At 64.9% G+C, this 13721-nt stretch carries 12 protein-coding genes; 3 read left to right on the forward strand and 9 right to left on the reverse strand.

From position 1 onward, the window contains the following. Positions 1–80: 80 nt before the first annotated feature. The 5 genes from C8J47_RS10280 to C8J47_RS10300 are packed head-to-tail and all read right to left on the reverse strand — an operon-like array spanning position 81 to position 3980. Positions 81–371: a plasmid stabilization protein gene (locus C8J47_RS10280; protein WP_121885588.1), complete on the reverse strand. Its 291-nt coding sequence runs from the start codon at positions 369–371 to the stop codon at positions 81–83. A 48-nt stretch (positions 372–419) separates the two neighbouring features. Beyond that, positions 420–1001 carry an ABC-type transport auxiliary lipoprotein family protein gene (locus tag C8J47_RS10285; RefSeq protein ID WP_056055050.1) on the reverse strand — a complete coding sequence of 194 codons (582 nt, stop codon included), beginning with the start codon at positions 999–1001 and terminating at the stop codon, positions 420–422. An 8-nt stretch (positions 1002–1009) separates the two neighbouring features. Further along, entirely contained in the window at positions 1010–1975 is a 966-nt protein-coding gene (locus tag C8J47_RS10290; protein ID WP_056055046.1) for an MlaD family protein, read from the reverse strand. Further along, on the reverse strand, positions 1975–2871 hold the full coding sequence (locus tag C8J47_RS10295; RefSeq protein WP_121885589.1) for an ABC transporter ATP-binding protein: 897 nt from the start codon (positions 2869–2871) through the stop codon (positions 1975–1977). Before C8J47_RS10295 ends, C8J47_RS10290 begins: the two co-directional genes overlap by 1 nt. Next, entirely contained in the window at positions 2871–3980 is a 1110-nt protein-coding gene (locus C8J47_RS10300) for an ABC transporter permease (RefSeq protein WP_060527277.1), read from the reverse strand. The genes C8J47_RS10295 and C8J47_RS10300 overlap by 1 nt, the downstream gene beginning before the upstream one ends. A 62-nt stretch (positions 3981–4042) precedes the next feature. On the opposite strand from C8J47_RS10300, the gene C8J47_RS10305 reads away from it, so the two are divergent. Both C8J47_RS10305 and C8J47_RS10310 read left to right on the forward strand, forming a co-directional pair. Next, positions 4043–4861: an HAD family phosphatase gene (locus C8J47_RS10305; protein ID WP_310886126.1), complete on the forward strand. Its 819-nt coding sequence runs from the start codon at positions 4043–4045 to the stop codon at positions 4859–4861. Between the two features lie 305 nt (positions 4862–5166). Then, the gene (locus tag C8J47_RS10310; protein WP_183129070.1) at positions 5167–6201 is read left to right on the forward strand and encodes a P63C domain-containing protein; all 1035 of its coding nucleotides are present in this window, start codon (positions 5167–5169) and stop codon (positions 6199–6201) included. A 110-nt stretch (positions 6202–6311) separates the two neighbouring features. Here the strand turns inward: C8J47_RS10310 and C8J47_RS19795 are convergent, their stop codons facing one another. From C8J47_RS19795 to C8J47_RS10325, 4 genes are all read right to left on the reverse strand, one after another. Then, positions 6312–6416: a hypothetical protein gene (locus C8J47_RS19795; protein ID WP_404969276.1), complete on the reverse strand. Its 105-nt coding sequence runs from the start codon at positions 6414–6416 to the stop codon at positions 6312–6314. Positions 6417–6781: 365 nt separating this feature from the next. Further along, complete coding sequence (locus C8J47_RS10315) at positions 6782–8050, reverse strand: DUF445 domain-containing protein (protein ID WP_121885592.1); 1269 nt, start codon at positions 8048–8050, stop codon at positions 6782–6784. Positions 8051–8238: 188 nt separating this feature from the next. After that, positions 8239–11496, reverse strand: coding sequence for an efflux RND transporter permease subunit (locus C8J47_RS10320; RefSeq protein ID WP_121885593.1), 3258 nt, complete (start codon positions 11494–11496; stop codon positions 8239–8241). A gap of 4 nt (positions 11497–11500) precedes the next feature. Beyond that, positions 11501–12691: an efflux RND transporter periplasmic adaptor subunit gene (locus tag C8J47_RS10325; RefSeq protein ID WP_183129071.1), complete on the reverse strand. Its 1191-nt coding sequence runs from the start codon at positions 12689–12691 to the stop codon at positions 11501–11503. 246 nt (positions 12692–12937) lie between these two features. Between C8J47_RS10325 and C8J47_RS10330 the strand changes: the two genes are divergently transcribed. Beyond that, complete coding sequence (locus tag C8J47_RS10330) at positions 12938–13684, forward strand: SIMPL domain-containing protein (RefSeq protein WP_121885594.1); 747 nt, start codon at positions 12938–12940, stop codon at positions 13682–13684. Positions 13685–13721: the final 37 nt, after the last annotated feature.

Here is a 13721-nt window from a genome sequence, read left to right on the forward strand (position 1 = left end):
AGCCATGAAGCGCACCACGCGTTACCCTGGATCCTGACTTTCGTCAGGATGACGGATCGCTTCGATGATACGCTCCGACGTCACCCCGCGTTCTTCCGCCGGGTCTCCCACCCCTTCTTCGCAGCCGCAGATTTAGCCGCATCGCTACGCCCAGCCGCCCGCTTTCCGCCCTCCTGCGAAGACGCATGCGTATCGGGCTTGCCGCGCCCCGAGCCGGACAGATTGCCCCCGCCCGAATCCTTGTTCACTGCAGCCCAGGCCCGCGCCTCGGCCTCCTTCTCAGGGACGCCGCGCTCTTCATAGCCGTCCGCGATATGCGCGGCCTTGCGCTTCTGCTTGTCGGTATACGCACTCTTGTCGCCCTGTGGCATCGTCGCTCTCCTCGTCAGAGAGCGTCAACGCTCAGGCCGACGCGGCGTTCACCGACCGATCCAGTCCGCCACTTCGGTCGCGACCTGGTTCGCCGCCTGGTTGATCCCAGCCGCCGCCGATGCCGCATCGATCGTCGAGACCGGCACACGCGCTTCGAAGCGGTGCTTCTCGACCGTGGCCTTGCCCGCGCGCGTCAGCGACGCGTCGAACGTCACGACCGCCTGCCGCGCCGTCGCATCGAGCCCGAAGTTGCGCAGTTCGCCACCCAGCGACGCACCCGGATCGCCGACCGACTGCGCCGTCGACAACACGACCAGCCCGGTCCGCGCCGCGACCGTATCCGACACCAGTCGCGCGAACAGCCGCGCAGGCGGTTCCGCCCACTGCGCGTCGGTCACGTACGCGATCGAGGTCGGCGTCGCCTGCACCGGTACGCGCGCGGTCGCCAGCGCCTGCGGCACGACCGGGACCTGGATCGTGATCGACTTCGCGGTCGCCGAGTCCTGGTTCTGGCCGACCGGTACCGACGACGCACTCGTCAGCGTCAGCAATGTGGGGGGCGGTTTCGCGCCGAAGCTGATGCACCCGGCAAGAGGCAGCATCGCGATCAGGATGAGCGGTGTCTTCATGGCGTGCCTCACTTACCCTTGTAATCCGGGAGCTTCTGCTGCCCGATCAGCGAACTCGCACCCTGCTGGTCGACCTTCTCGGCAACCGACGACAGCGCCGCGGCGGTCGTCCGCAGGTCGTGGACCAGACGGTTGGCCTCGGGGATCGTCGTCTTGGAGAAGGCCTGCAACCCCGGCCGCGCATCGCCGATCGCCGAATTCAGCGTGTCGGCGCTCTGCTGCGCGGAGACGATCGCCTTGTTCAGGTTCGCCATCGCCGGCTTCACGTCCTCCGAGAGCACGCCGTTGGTGGTCTTGGCGAGCACCCCGAACTGCTGTGCGGCATCGCCGGCCTGCTGGATCGCGATCCGCGTCTGCGCCAGCGTTGCGGCGATCTCCGGACCGCGATCGGCGAGCGCATCGGTCAGGCGGTTCGTATTCGCGAGAATCCCCGCGATCGACGCCTGATTCTTGTCGGTCAGCAATCCGGTCAACCGCTCGGTCAGCGTCGACAGTCGCTCGAGCAGCTGCGGCGCGGAATTCAGGATCGCGCCAAGACCGCCGAGCTTGGTCGGGATCACCGGCACGCCGTACGGGCATTCGGTCGGCGTCTTGGTCTCCGGGCAGCCGATCGCCGGCGCCCCCTTGCGCGCACCGTCGAGCGAGATCTGGCTGACCCCGGTAAACCCGACGCCCGAAATCGATGCGGTCGTGCCCTGCAGTACCGGCGTGGCTTCATCGACGCTGATCCGGACGCGGACGAACTGCGGATCGTTCTTCCACAGCGAGATCGTCTTCACCTGGCCCGACGGCACGCCCGAGAACGTCACCGCGGACCCGCGCGCGAGCCCGTCGACCGACTGGCGGAAGAAGATGTCGTATTCCTTCTCTTCCTTGCCACCCAGCCGCGCGATCCACACCGTGAACAGCGCCAGCAGGGCCAGCAGGATCAGCACGACGGCGCCGACTAGGACGTGGTTCGAACGGGTTTCCATCAGCGCGTCCTTGCTTCTTTCTCGGCGTATGTCGCGTCGGCGTCGTCCGGCGCGGACTGCTTGGACTGGACTTCGGTAGGATGGGCATCCGCGATCTGGTCGGCGCGCTCGTGCGCCTCCTGCGTCGCGACCGCGGCACGGCCGCGGGGCCCCTTGAAATATTCCTCGATCCACGGATGGTCGAGCGCGATCAGTTCGTCGATCGTGCCGACCGCGATGACCTTCTTGTCGGCCAGCACCGCGACCCGGTCGCAGATCGCATACAGCGTATCGAGATCGTGCGTGATCAGGAACACGGTCAGCCCCAGCGTCTTCTGCAACGACTGAATCAGATCGTCGAACGCGGCCGCACCGATCGGATCGAGCCCCGCAGTCGGCTCGTCGAGAAACAGCAGTTCCGGATCGAGCGCGAGCGCCCGTGCCAGCCCGGCGCGCTTCTTCATGCCGCCCGACAGCTCGGCGGGAAACTTGTTCGCGGCGTCCGCGGGCAGTCCGGTCATCACCACCTTGTACGAGGCGATCTCGGCCAACAGCGCAGGAGACAGATCGGGATAGAACTCACGCAACGGCACTTCGACGTTTTCCGCGACCGTCAGCGTCGAGAACAGCGCGCCTCCCTGGAACAGCACGCCCCAGCGCTTGCGGATCTCGGTCGCCTCGGTTTCCTCGCGGCCGATATTCGGCTCGCCGAACACGGTAACCTCGCCGGCGACCGGCATCTGAAGGCCGATGATCGAGCGCATGAGGACCGACTTGCCGGTGCCCGAGCCGCCGACCACGCCGAGAATCTCGCCACGCCGCACGTCGAGATCGAGCCCGTCGTGCACGACCGAATCGCCGAACGCGTTCTTCAGCCCCTTCACGGAGATGATGATATCGTCTTGCTTGCGGGGCATCAGTCCCAACCCAACCAGGTGAAGAACACCGCGAAGAACGCGTCGAGCACGATCACCAGGAAGATGCCCTGGACCACCGCCGACGTCGTACGGAGACCGACCTGTTCGGCGTCAGACTCGACCTGCATGCCCTGGAAACACCCGGCGATCGCGATGATCGCGCCGAACACCGGCGCCTTGATCAGCGAGATGTAGAGATCGGTGATCGGCACGACCTCGCGGATGCGCGCGATGAACGTCACCGGCGGGATCCCGAGCTGGATCCAGCACAGCAGCCCGCCGCCGATTATCGCGATGATCGATGCATAGAAGCCGAGCAGCGGCATCATCACGATCGCGGCGAGCACGCGGGGCAGCACCAGCGCCTCCATCGGCGACACGCCGATCGTCCGCATCGCGTCGATCTCTTCGGTGAGCTTCATCGTGCCGAGCTGCGCCGCGAACGCCGAACCCGAGCGGCCGGCGACCATGATCGCGGTCATCAGCAGGCCGAGTTCGCGGATCGTCAGGCGGCCGACGAGGTTGATCGTGAACACCTCCGCGCCGAACTGCCGCAGCTGCACCGCGCCCTGTTGCGCGATGACCATGCCGATCAGGAAGCTCATCAGCCCGACGATGCCGAGCGCGGCGACGCCGACGACCTCGAACCGCTGGACCACGGCATTGAACCGGAAGCGGCGCGGGTGGCGAATGACGCTGCCGAACGCGATCGTCGTTGCGCCGAGGAACCCGAGCAGGCCGAACATCGTCTTGCCCGACAGCACGACCGCGTCGCCGATCTCGCCGACCACACGGGAGAGCGCGCTGACCTTGGCGGGCTTCGCCGCGATCGGCTGGTCGGAGGCGACGACCTGGTCGAACAGCGTCTGGTCATCCGGGTCGAGCCCGTCGATCGTCGCATCATTGCGCGCGGCGAAGCGGTGAACGACCCAGGCACCGATCGTATCGATCCGGTCGACGCCGCTGAGATCGACGTGGCGGACGGACGACGCATCGATCTTTTCGAGTCGATCGGGCAGATTGCCGATCGTGGCCAGCGACAGGTCGCCGGTAAACCGAAGCGTGCCGGTATCGGCACCGTCCTGTTGGAAATCGGCCATCGCGCTCATCGGCCGCACCTTTGCGGCAAACCGACTGGATCGGCAAGGTGAATGCGGCGTAAGTCGCGACGATGACTATTTCTTCCCCGACCCCCTCGCCCCCTACCTCGATCGCGCACTCGACCGCCCCCTCGACTGCCCCCTCGACTGCCAGTGCCTCCCCCTCGGCCGAACCGGCAACCAGGCCGGCGACCGCGCCCTCGACCACGCCGGCGATCCGTCTCGCGATCTACGACATGGACAAGACGATCACGCACGCGCCGACCTGGACGCCGTTCCTGCTCCACACCGCAAAGAAAGGCGGCGCGCCGTGGCGGCTGGCGCTCGTCCCGTTCGCGGGGGTGGCGGCGCTCGGCTATGTCGGCAAGCTGATCAGCCGCGGCCGGCTCAAATATATGATGCAGCGGATGATGCTCGGCAAGCGCATGACGGCCGCCGAGGAACGCCGGGCTGCCGAAGCCTTCGCCGACCGCGTGATGCGCGACGGCGTCTTCACCAGCGCCCGCGCGCAGATCGAGGCGGACCGCGCCGCCGGCTACCGGCTGGTGATGGCAACCGCGTCGTACCGGTTCTACGTCGAGGCGATCGCGCGACGTCTGGATTTCGACGCGGTGATCGGCACCGAGAGCCTCCGCGACCGCGACGGCGTCCTGCTCGCCGGGATCGACGGCGAGAATTGCTACGGCCCGGCCAAACTGCGCATGATCCAGGCCTGGATGGACCGCGAAGGCATCGCGCGAGACCGCGCCCACATCCGCTTCTACTCCGACCATGTTTCGGACGCCCCGACTTTCGAGTGGGCCGACGAACCCTTGGCGGTGAACGCACATGGCCCGCTCCGCTTATTGGCGAAGGCGAAGGGCTGGCCGATGCCAGATTGGGAACGGTAGTCCCGTTACGCGCCGAATAGGATTGAACGCCAAGCCGACGCGATTGGCCTTGCGGTGATGATCGGAAAGATTGCCACCGGTAAGATTAAGGACCCACGCAACGCATCGCCCCCTGCAGTCCAACTGGGGCCACTTTGGCGGAACAAAGCAGGCATCGAATACGACGCCCGACGGACGTAGCGTGTGCCAAATCCGCAGCCAAACAGAGGCGGAGTAGCAAGCATAATTAGCGCCGGGAGAAATAATGCTTGCTGTAATTTAGCAAGCATCCCACCATGCACGCGCAGCAAGCATGGAGATTCTTCGTGGACGACTCACCTCAAAGCAAAGGCGGCGCAGCACGCGCTCTTTCGTTGTCGAAGGAGGACCGGCGGGCAATTGCCAAGCGAGCAGCACAAGCGCGCTGGGCTAAAATTAAAGACCCTGACGGCCTTCCAAAGGCCAGCCATCAAGGCAAGTTGCCGATCGGCGATGTCGAGATCGAGGTTTATAATCTTTTCGACAAAAGGCGCGTAATCGCGAAGGGCGCGATGGCCCGGGCGCTCACTCTACAATCCGAAGGTGGCAACGCATTCTTGCGCACTATGGGGCGCAAGGGGGTACGATCCGCCATAAGCGATTCTCTGTGGGAAAAGATCGAAAACCCCATATTTTTTAGGCACTCAGATGCCGACTCGGGGCCTGGGGGCGTCGCGGACGGATATGAGGCCACGACCCTTATCGAAATATGTGATGCCCTGATACAAGCCCGCAATGACAAGGCGCTTGCGCCTTCTCAAGCCTTTCTCGCGGTTCAAGCCGAGATAATTATGCGCTCATCAGCAAAGATGGGCATCATATTTTTGGTCGATACTGCGACCGGTTATATCGAGGACGCAAAGCGGGAAGACTACCTTAAACAGTGGAATGAGTTTGTTCGGAATGAATTTCGGGCTTGGGAAAAAGAATTTCCTAATCAATTCGCCGACATGATTTACAAGATATATGGCCTTAAAAGGAAAAATCCGAACTCCTTTAAGCACCCGCAGTTTTTTGGTTGGTTTACGAGAAAATACATCTATCACCCTCTCGCCAATAGTAAGGGCGCTATTTTAGAAATGCTCGACGAAGCCAACCCCGTGGTTTACGCGGGCGGTGGCCGAAAGTTTAAACTGCATCAGTATCTGACGAACGAAGTGGGGGTCGATGCGCTCCGTCAACATCTTTGGCAAACTATCGGCATCGGTAACGCGTCACGCGATAAGACGGACTTCGAACGCTCTTTCTATAGAGCTTTTCCCGAAGCCATCCCGAAAACAAATGCCGCGCAAACCGATTTCTTCGACATACTGAACAAATAAGCTAGGATCCAATTAGTAAAATTCTTGTTAAATAAGGATGAAATACGTGGTACCGTTCAATCGCATTTAAATTTTCTGAGAGATATGCGAACATTGGTCGGGGCAGTTGATTAGCCGCGCTTCTTCTCATCAATGGTCCATTGGGGCGGGCTAGCTCCGCACCACCGGCAGAATGCGATTTCGATCGCGCTGCCACCGCCGTCGTGCACCAGCAGGCCGTAGCCCCTCGTTCATTTCTGCGACGAGGGCATCGGGACAGTCGGATCGATCCGCGTGACGTCACAAAGCCGGTTAAAATCGTCGGCCATTCGAACGCAGCATGGAGTCGGGATCATTCCTTCATGCGGCGCGCGCAAGCGAGTGAAAGCTATGTCCGCTATGCTACCTGTCATTCCCCAAAGCGGTCGGACCGCGTTCCTCCCGACCCAAGTTTTCGACGTCGGCAAATGCGGTCGAATCTTGATCTGTTTTGGGAGCCAACATCTTCAAGTCTAACCTAGCGCAGACAGTGACAAACTACGGCACATTATTCAGAAACACGCCGTTCCGCGAGCGATCTAAAGAATCCTACACCATCCCCTCACAACAGCACATCGATGCTGTGGATCACCAGCCCGACCAGACCGCCGACGATCGTGCCGTTCACGCGGATATATTGCAGGTCGCGGCCGACGGCGTTTTCCAGGCGGCAAGTGATCGTATCAGCGTCCCAGCTGCGGACCGTTTCCGAGACCAGCTTGACGATGTTGTCGCCGTAGTCTGCGGCGGCGCCGACAGCGGCGCGGCGGACGAAGCGGTTGATGGTCCGCGACATGCGGGGATCATGCTGTAATGTCTCGCCTAATTGGCGCAGGATGTCGCCGAGCTTGCCCGCCATCGCGCGCTCCGGATCGCGCGCGATCGCGAGTAAAGCACCGCGCGCCTGCTCCCAGAGGCCATCCAGCCAGCGTTGCATCGCCGGATTGTCGAGCAGGTCGTTCTTCATCGTCTCGACGCGCTCGCGCATCCTGCGGTCATATTGCAGGTCCCAGGCGAGCCGATCGAGCCCCTCCTCCGCCTTCAGCCGCAGCGGATGCTCGGGGTCCTCCGCCATCTCCGCGAGCAGCTTGTCGAAGCCGTTGATGAGTTTGTCCGCGACGGTCGTGTCGAGCCCGGTCCAGCGTAGGATCGACCCCGCCTTGTCGTGGACCATCGCGCGGACGAGGTGGTCGTTCGCCGCCAGCGTCTTGGCCGCCCAGCGGATCGCGCTTTCGAGCAGCGGCGCGTGACGGCGCTCGGCGATCGCGGCCTTGAGCAACTGACCGAGGATCGGCGACACCTCCGTCGCGCGCAGGCGGGCGCCGATCCCGGCCTTGACCATCCCGCCGAGCCGCGCCGGATCGAGGCCCTCGAGAACCTGCGCAACCAGCTTCGACGCTCCCTGCCGAAAACGCCCCCCTGCCCCCTCGGGCGGATCGGTCAGCCAGCGCGCGATCGCGCCCGCTACGTCGAGCCGACGCGTGCGTCGCGCGATGACGACGGGGATCAGGAAGTTCGCGCGGAGGAACTGCGCGAGCGTGTCCCCGATCCGGTCCTTGTTGCGCGGCACGATCGCGGTGTGCGGGATCGGCAGGCCGAGCGGATGGCGGAACAGCGCGGTCACCGCGAACCAGTCGGCCAAGCCACCGACCATCGCCGCCTCGGCGAACGCGCGGACGAACGCGAACGCGGGGTGCACCGGGATCAGTGCGCGGCTGACGAAGAACGTCGCGGCCATCAGCACCAGCAGGCCGGTGGCGACGATCCGCATACGGACGAGAGCAGCCGGCGGTGCTTCGCCGATCGGGCGCGTGCGAGGTAAAAGCGTCATACCCGAAACAATCCCTCAACACGGGGATAGTTCAAGTCGGTTTCGCCGACCGGATCAAGGCGCGGCACGATCGCCGCAAATCCGGTCCGTCAGACGCCATCGGTGCCAGCGTTCGTGCCGGGCAAGGTCGCACTGCCATCCCGGCGTTCGATGGCTCGACCTCGCTCAGCACCAACGGCGCGGGCGTGTCACTCGGCCGGCTGCGTGCCGTCGCCGAGCTTGGGTGTCGCCGGCCCGAGCCGCGGTCCGGGCGAATGCGGCCCGGACAAGGGCGGCCCTGACGGATGCGGATCGGCCAGGCCGATGACCTCGCTGCCGTCGTCGCCGGGACGATAGGTGAGCAGGCTGCGGCCGAGGCGCGGCCCGATATACCGCTCGATCCCGACCGCGAGGCTGAACGCCGCGGGGACGATCAACAGCGTCAGGATGGTCGACAGGACCAGTCCGCCGATCACGACGATGCCCATCGGCGCGCGCCACGATCCGTCGCCGCCGAGCGAGAGGGCGGTCGGGATCATGCCCGCGACCATCGCCACCGTGGTCATCACGATCGGCTGCGCGCGCTTGTGGCCTGCATCGACCACCGCGGTCCAGACGTCGACGCCCTTGCCCATCTCCTCCAGCGCGAAGTCGATCAGCAGGATCGAGTTCTTCGCGACGATCCCGAGCAGCATGAGGATGCCGATGAATACCGGCATCGACACCGGATTACCCGTCGCCCACAGCGCCAGCAGACCGCCGAGCGGGGCCAGCAACAGCGACCCCATGTTGACGAACGGCGGCAGCGCGCGGCGGTACAGCAGCACCAGCACCGCGAACACGAGGAACGTGCCCGCGATCACCGCGAGGATGAAGTTGTTGACCATCTCCGCCTGGAACTTGGACTGGCCAAGCACGAGCCTGTTCACGCCGGTCGGCAGGTTCATCATCGTCGGCAGCGCGTCGATCTGCTTCTGCGCGACACCCGAAACGATACCGGGAGCGAGATCGGCACCGATCGTCAGCTGACGCTGTTGATTGACGCGGTCGATCTTGGTCGGGCCAGAACCAAGCGTGATCTCGGCCACCAGGTTGAGCGGTACCGAGCCACCCGTCGCGGTCGACACCGGCAGGTTCTGGATCGTCGACAGCTCGCTGCGCGCACCCTGATCGAGCGCGACGCGGATCGGAATCTGGCGATCCGACAGCGAGAAGCGCGCCGAGTTCTGGTCGATGTCGCCGAGCGTCGCGATCCGGATCGCGGACGACAGTGCCTGCGTCGTCACGCCGAGATTGGCGGCAAGATCGAAGCGCGGCTTGATGACGATTTCGGGACGCTGCAAATTGCCGGCGACGCGCGGCGCGACCAGCGTCGGCAGGCGCGACATCTCGGTCACGATCTTCTGCGCGGTCTCGTCGAGCAGCTTGGGATCGTCACCACCGAGCGTCACGCTCATGTCGCGCGTGCTGCCCCCCCAGCCATTCTGCGAGCGGAACGAGACGCGCGCGTCGGGGATCGCCGCGAGCTGGGGTGCGAGGCTGCGCTCGAACTCCGTGCTCTTCATCTTGCGGTCGTCCTTGAGCGTCGCGGTGACGCGGCCGGCATTGACCGAGCCGTTGGCGCCGCTGCGCGCATAGACCGACTGGACGTCGGGCTGCGATCCGATCAGCGCGGCGACCTTCGTGACGACGGCTTCGGTCTGCGCGAGCGTCGTGCCCGGGACCATGTCGATCACCGCCATCGAGGTATCGCTGTCCTGCGCCGGCTGGAACGTCATCGGCAGGACGCCGAACATGACGATCGTCAGCAGGAACGCGAAGACGCCGAGCCCGAGCACCCAGAACCGGTGGTCGAAGGCACGGCTGGTAAGGCGGCGGAAACCACCGCGCGCGGCGGATGCCTTTGCCCTGCCAGTCTCCAACGTCCATTTGAGCGTGGCCATATAGCCGTCCATCAGCATGCCCTCGCCGTGCGTGGCGGGGCCGGCGGACTTCAGGAAATAGGCGGCGAGCATCGGCGTCACGAGTCGCGCGACCGCAAGGCTCATCAGCACCGACGCAACGACGGTGAGGCCGAAATTCTTGAAGAACTGTCCCGAGATACCCGGCATCAGGCCGACCGGCAGGAACACCGCAACGATCGCCATCGTCGTCGCCAGCACCGCGAGACCGATCTCGTCGGCGGCATCGATCGACGCCTGATAGGCCGATTTGCCCATCCGCATGTGCCGGACGATGTTCTCGATCTCGACGATCGCGTCGTCGACCAGCACACCCGCGACCAGACTGAGCGCAAGCAGCGTCATCTGGTTCAGGTTGAAGCCGAGCAGATCCATGAACCAGAAGGCGGGGATCGCCGACAGCGGGATCGCCAGCGACGAGATCACCGTCGCGCGCCAGTCGCGCAGGAACAGGAACACCACGATCACCGCGAGCACAGCGCCCTCGATCATCGCGTGGATCGCGCTCTCATATTGCTCTTCGGTGTATTTGACGCTGTTCGAGCGCAGCACGAAATGCACGTTCGGGTTGCGCTTTTCCATCGCCGCGAGCTTCTTCACCGCCTCGTTGAAGACGGTGACGTCCGAGGAGCCCTTCGAGCGCTGGAAATCGAAGCTGATCGTCTGGCGACCGTCGATCGCCGCGCGGCTGCGCTGTTCGGCATAGAGATCGCGGACCTGCGCGATGTCGGCGAGGCGCACGGTGCGGCCGTTGCCGACGCTGATCTGGGTCTGGGCAAGCGCGACCGCGTCCTTGGCGTTGCCGAGCACGCGAACCGACTGCTCGGAACCGGCGATTTCCGCGCGACCGCCGGCTGCATTCAGATTGACCTGGCGGATCTGATTATTGACCTCGCTCGCGGTCAGACCCTGGCTCTGGAGCTTGAGCGGATCGAGGATGATGCGGATTTCGCGGCTAACGCCGCCGTTGCGGTTGACCGCGGCCATGCCGGGGACCGACAGCAGTTCCTTGGCGACGTTGTTGTCGATGTACCAGCTGAGCTGTTCGACCGTCATGTCTTTGGCGATCACCGAATAGCTCGCGAGATCGTTGTCGGTAGTGTTCGCGCGGAACACCTGCGGTTCGAGGATACCCTCGGGCAGGTTGCTGCGGATCTGCGCGATCGCATCGCGGACGTCGGTGACGGCGCGATCGATCGGCGTGCCGATGCTGAGCTGGACGACAGTCTGCGACTGGCCTTCGGTCACGGTCGAGGTGATCTCGTCGATCCCCTGGATCGACCGCACCGCGGCTTCGACGCGCTGCGTGACCTGCGTCTCGAGTTCGGTCGGCGCCGCGCCCGGCTGGCTGATGACGACGATAGCGATCGGGAAATCGATGTCCGGATCGTTGTTCACGTCCATCCGCATGAAGCTGACGATGCCGGCCAGCGTCAGCGCCAGGAACAGCACGATCGGCGGCACCGGGTTGCGGATCGCCCAGGCCGATATGTTGCGGAAGTTCATGCGATCAGCTCGCTTTCTTCGTGACCGGCTTCACCTTTTGTCCGGGGGCGAGGAATCCGCCGGCGGACAAAACAACGCGTTCGGACCCGTCGAGCCCGCTGAGAATCGTCACGCCCTCGTCATAGACCTGACCGATCTTGACCGCGCGGCGCACCGCCTTGTCGTCGGCGCCGACGATATACACGAAGCTGCCCTTCTCGTCGCTCTGCAACGCCGAATCGGGCAGCAGAGGCGCCTGGGTCGCCCCGCCGACGATCGTCGCCGCCGCGAAACCACCGGGACGCAGCGCAGGATCGTATTTGACCGCGATCCGCGCGATGCCCTGGCGGCTCTGCGGGTCGATCACCGGCGACACCTGCCACACTTCACCCGGAAAACCCTGAGTCGTGCCGACCGGCACGACGGTCGCGCGCGCACCGCGATGCAGACCGGCGAGATCGGATTCGCTCAACTGCGCGCGCATCTCCATCTGACCTGCCGCGGCCATGCGGAACAACACGCCCGTCCCGGCGCCGACGACCTGACCCGATTCGACGCCGCGGGTCAGGACCAACCCGGCGGCAGGCGCGCGGATGTCGAGGCGACCGTTGCGCGCGCGCGCTTCGCCGAGCGATGCCTGCGCGACCTTCACGCGGGCAGCGGCGGCATCACGCGTCGCGGCCTTGCGCTGAAGGTCGGCCTTCGAGATGAACCCGCGATCGACCAGCTGCTGCGCACGATCGAGTTCGGCCTGCGCGATCGTCTCGTCCGAACGGGCGACGTTGACCGATGCCGCCAGCGACGCCGCGGTCTCGGTCTGGACCGAGCGATCGACCGTCGCGAGCACCTGTCCCGCCGCGACCCACTGGCCCGGCTCGACCAGCACGCGCGTGATCATCCCGCCCTCGCCCGCGACTCCGACCGGCATCTCGCGACGCGCCGCGATCGTACCGGTGGCGGAGATCGTCCGGTCGACGATCTTGCGACCGGGCACGACCACCGAGACGGTCGGCACCTGCTCGATCACCGGGCCGGCGACGGCCTCCTTCTTCCCCGACTTGAATGCGACCACGGCAGCGACGATCGCCAGCACGACGAGGACGGCGATGATGATGTTACGACGGCGATGCGATGGCGCGGTGTAATCCGGCAGGGCCAGCTGCTCTTCGCTCTCGCTGGCGCCGAGGTGACCCGCCATCTTCGTCTCGTAATTCATGCGCGTCACAATCCCCATTTCGACCGGTCTTGTCTCGACCCGCTTCGCCGTTCGCACGCTGTGTTATCTGAATAAGTCACCATGCTCAAGCCCTTCGACGAGCATGGAACGAAGACATGCTTCGAATTCGATCTATTCGCAATGCGGTGCGAAGAGTCTGGCGGTGCGAAGAGTTTGCGCGACGTTCAGCTTGCGTTGACCTGATCCGCGCGACACGCACACCAGTAGTTACCCGGGAGAGATATCATGAAGACCGCCTCGTTCCTTGCCGCCCTCGCCGTCGTCGCCGTGCCGGGGGCCGTCCTGCCGGGCACCGCGCTTGCACAGGCCGCACCGACCACGGTCGAGCCGATGGTGCCGGCTGCGGGCACCGTGCTGGACGTGACCGCCGAGGGCCGCACGACGCGTGTGCCCGATCTCGCGACGATTCGCGCAGGCGTCGTATCGCAGTCGCCGACCGCCGCGGCGGCGCTGACCGACAATGCGCAGCGGATGGCGAAGGTGCTCGCCGCGCTGAAGCGCGCGGGCGTGGCGCCGCGCGATATCGCGACCTCGTCGGTGCAGCTTTCGCCGCAGTATCGCTACGCGGACAACCAGCCGCCGGTGATCACCGGCTATCAGGCGACCAACACCGTCTCGATCCGCTTCCGCGATGTCGCCAAGTCCGGCACGATCCTCGACGCGCTGGTGGCGCAGGGTGCGAACCAGATCGACGGGCCGAACCTGTCGATCGACAAGCCCGACGCGGCGCTCGACGAGGCGCGGACCGATGCGATCGCGCAGGCCAAGCGCCGCGCCGATCTGTACGCCAAGGCGGCGGGGCTGCGGGTGTCGCGGATCGTCTCGATCGCCGAATCGGGCCAGGATGCGGGCGGCCCGGCGCAGCCGATGTTCATGATGGCCCGCGCGTCGATGGCCAAGGACAGCACGCAGATCGCGCCCGGCGAGAAGGATGTGACCGTGACGGTGTCGGTTCGGTTCCTGCTGAACTGAAGGTCTGCGATCCTCCCTCTCCAAGGGGGAGGATCGC

Source organism: Sphingomonas sp. PP-F2F-G114-C0414, from assembly GCF_003688595.1.
GTDB lineage: Bacteria > Pseudomonadota > Alphaproteobacteria > Sphingomonadales > Sphingomonadaceae > Sphingomonas.

What these genes read in the sequence shown, in the direction of transcription:
- C8J47_RS10280 (WP_121885588.1), bottom strand. Translation starts at nt 371, where the DNA reads ATGCCACAGGGCGACAAGAGTGCGTATACCGACAAGCAGAAGCGCAAG.
- C8J47_RS10285 (WP_056055050.1), bottom strand. Translation starts at nt 1,001, where the DNA reads ATGAAGACACCGCTCATCCTGATCGCGATGCTGCCTCTTGCCGGGTGC.
- C8J47_RS10290 (WP_056055046.1), bottom strand. Translation starts at nt 1,975, where the DNA reads ATGGAAACCCGTTCGAACCACGTCCTAGTCGGCGCCGTCGTGCTGATC.
- C8J47_RS10295 (WP_121885589.1), bottom strand. Translation starts at nt 2,871, where the DNA reads ATGCCCCGCAAGCAAGACGATATCATCATCTCCGTGAAGGGGCTGAAG.
- C8J47_RS10300 (WP_060527277.1), bottom strand. Translation starts at nt 3,980, where the DNA reads ATGAGCGCGATGGCCGATTTCCAACAGGACGGTGCCGATACCGGCACG.
- C8J47_RS10305 (WP_310886126.1), top strand. Translation starts at nt 4,043, where the DNA reads ATGACTATTTCTTCCCCGACCCCCTCGCCCCCTACCTCGATCGCGCAC.
- C8J47_RS10315 (WP_121885592.1), bottom strand. Translation starts at nt 8,050, where the DNA reads ATGACGCTTTTACCTCGCACGCGCCCGATCGGCGAAGCACCGCCGGCT.
- C8J47_RS10320 (WP_121885593.1), bottom strand. Translation starts at nt 11,496, where the DNA reads ATGAACTTCCGCAACATATCGGCCTGGGCGATCCGCAACCCGGTGCCG.
- C8J47_RS10325 (WP_183129071.1), bottom strand. Translation starts at nt 12,691, where the DNA reads ATGAATTACGAGACGAAGATGGCGGGTCACCTCGGCGCCAGCGAGAGC.
- C8J47_RS10330 (WP_121885594.1), top strand. Translation starts at nt 12,938, where the DNA reads ATGAAGACCGCCTCGTTCCTTGCCGCCCTCGCCGTCGTCGCCGTGCCG.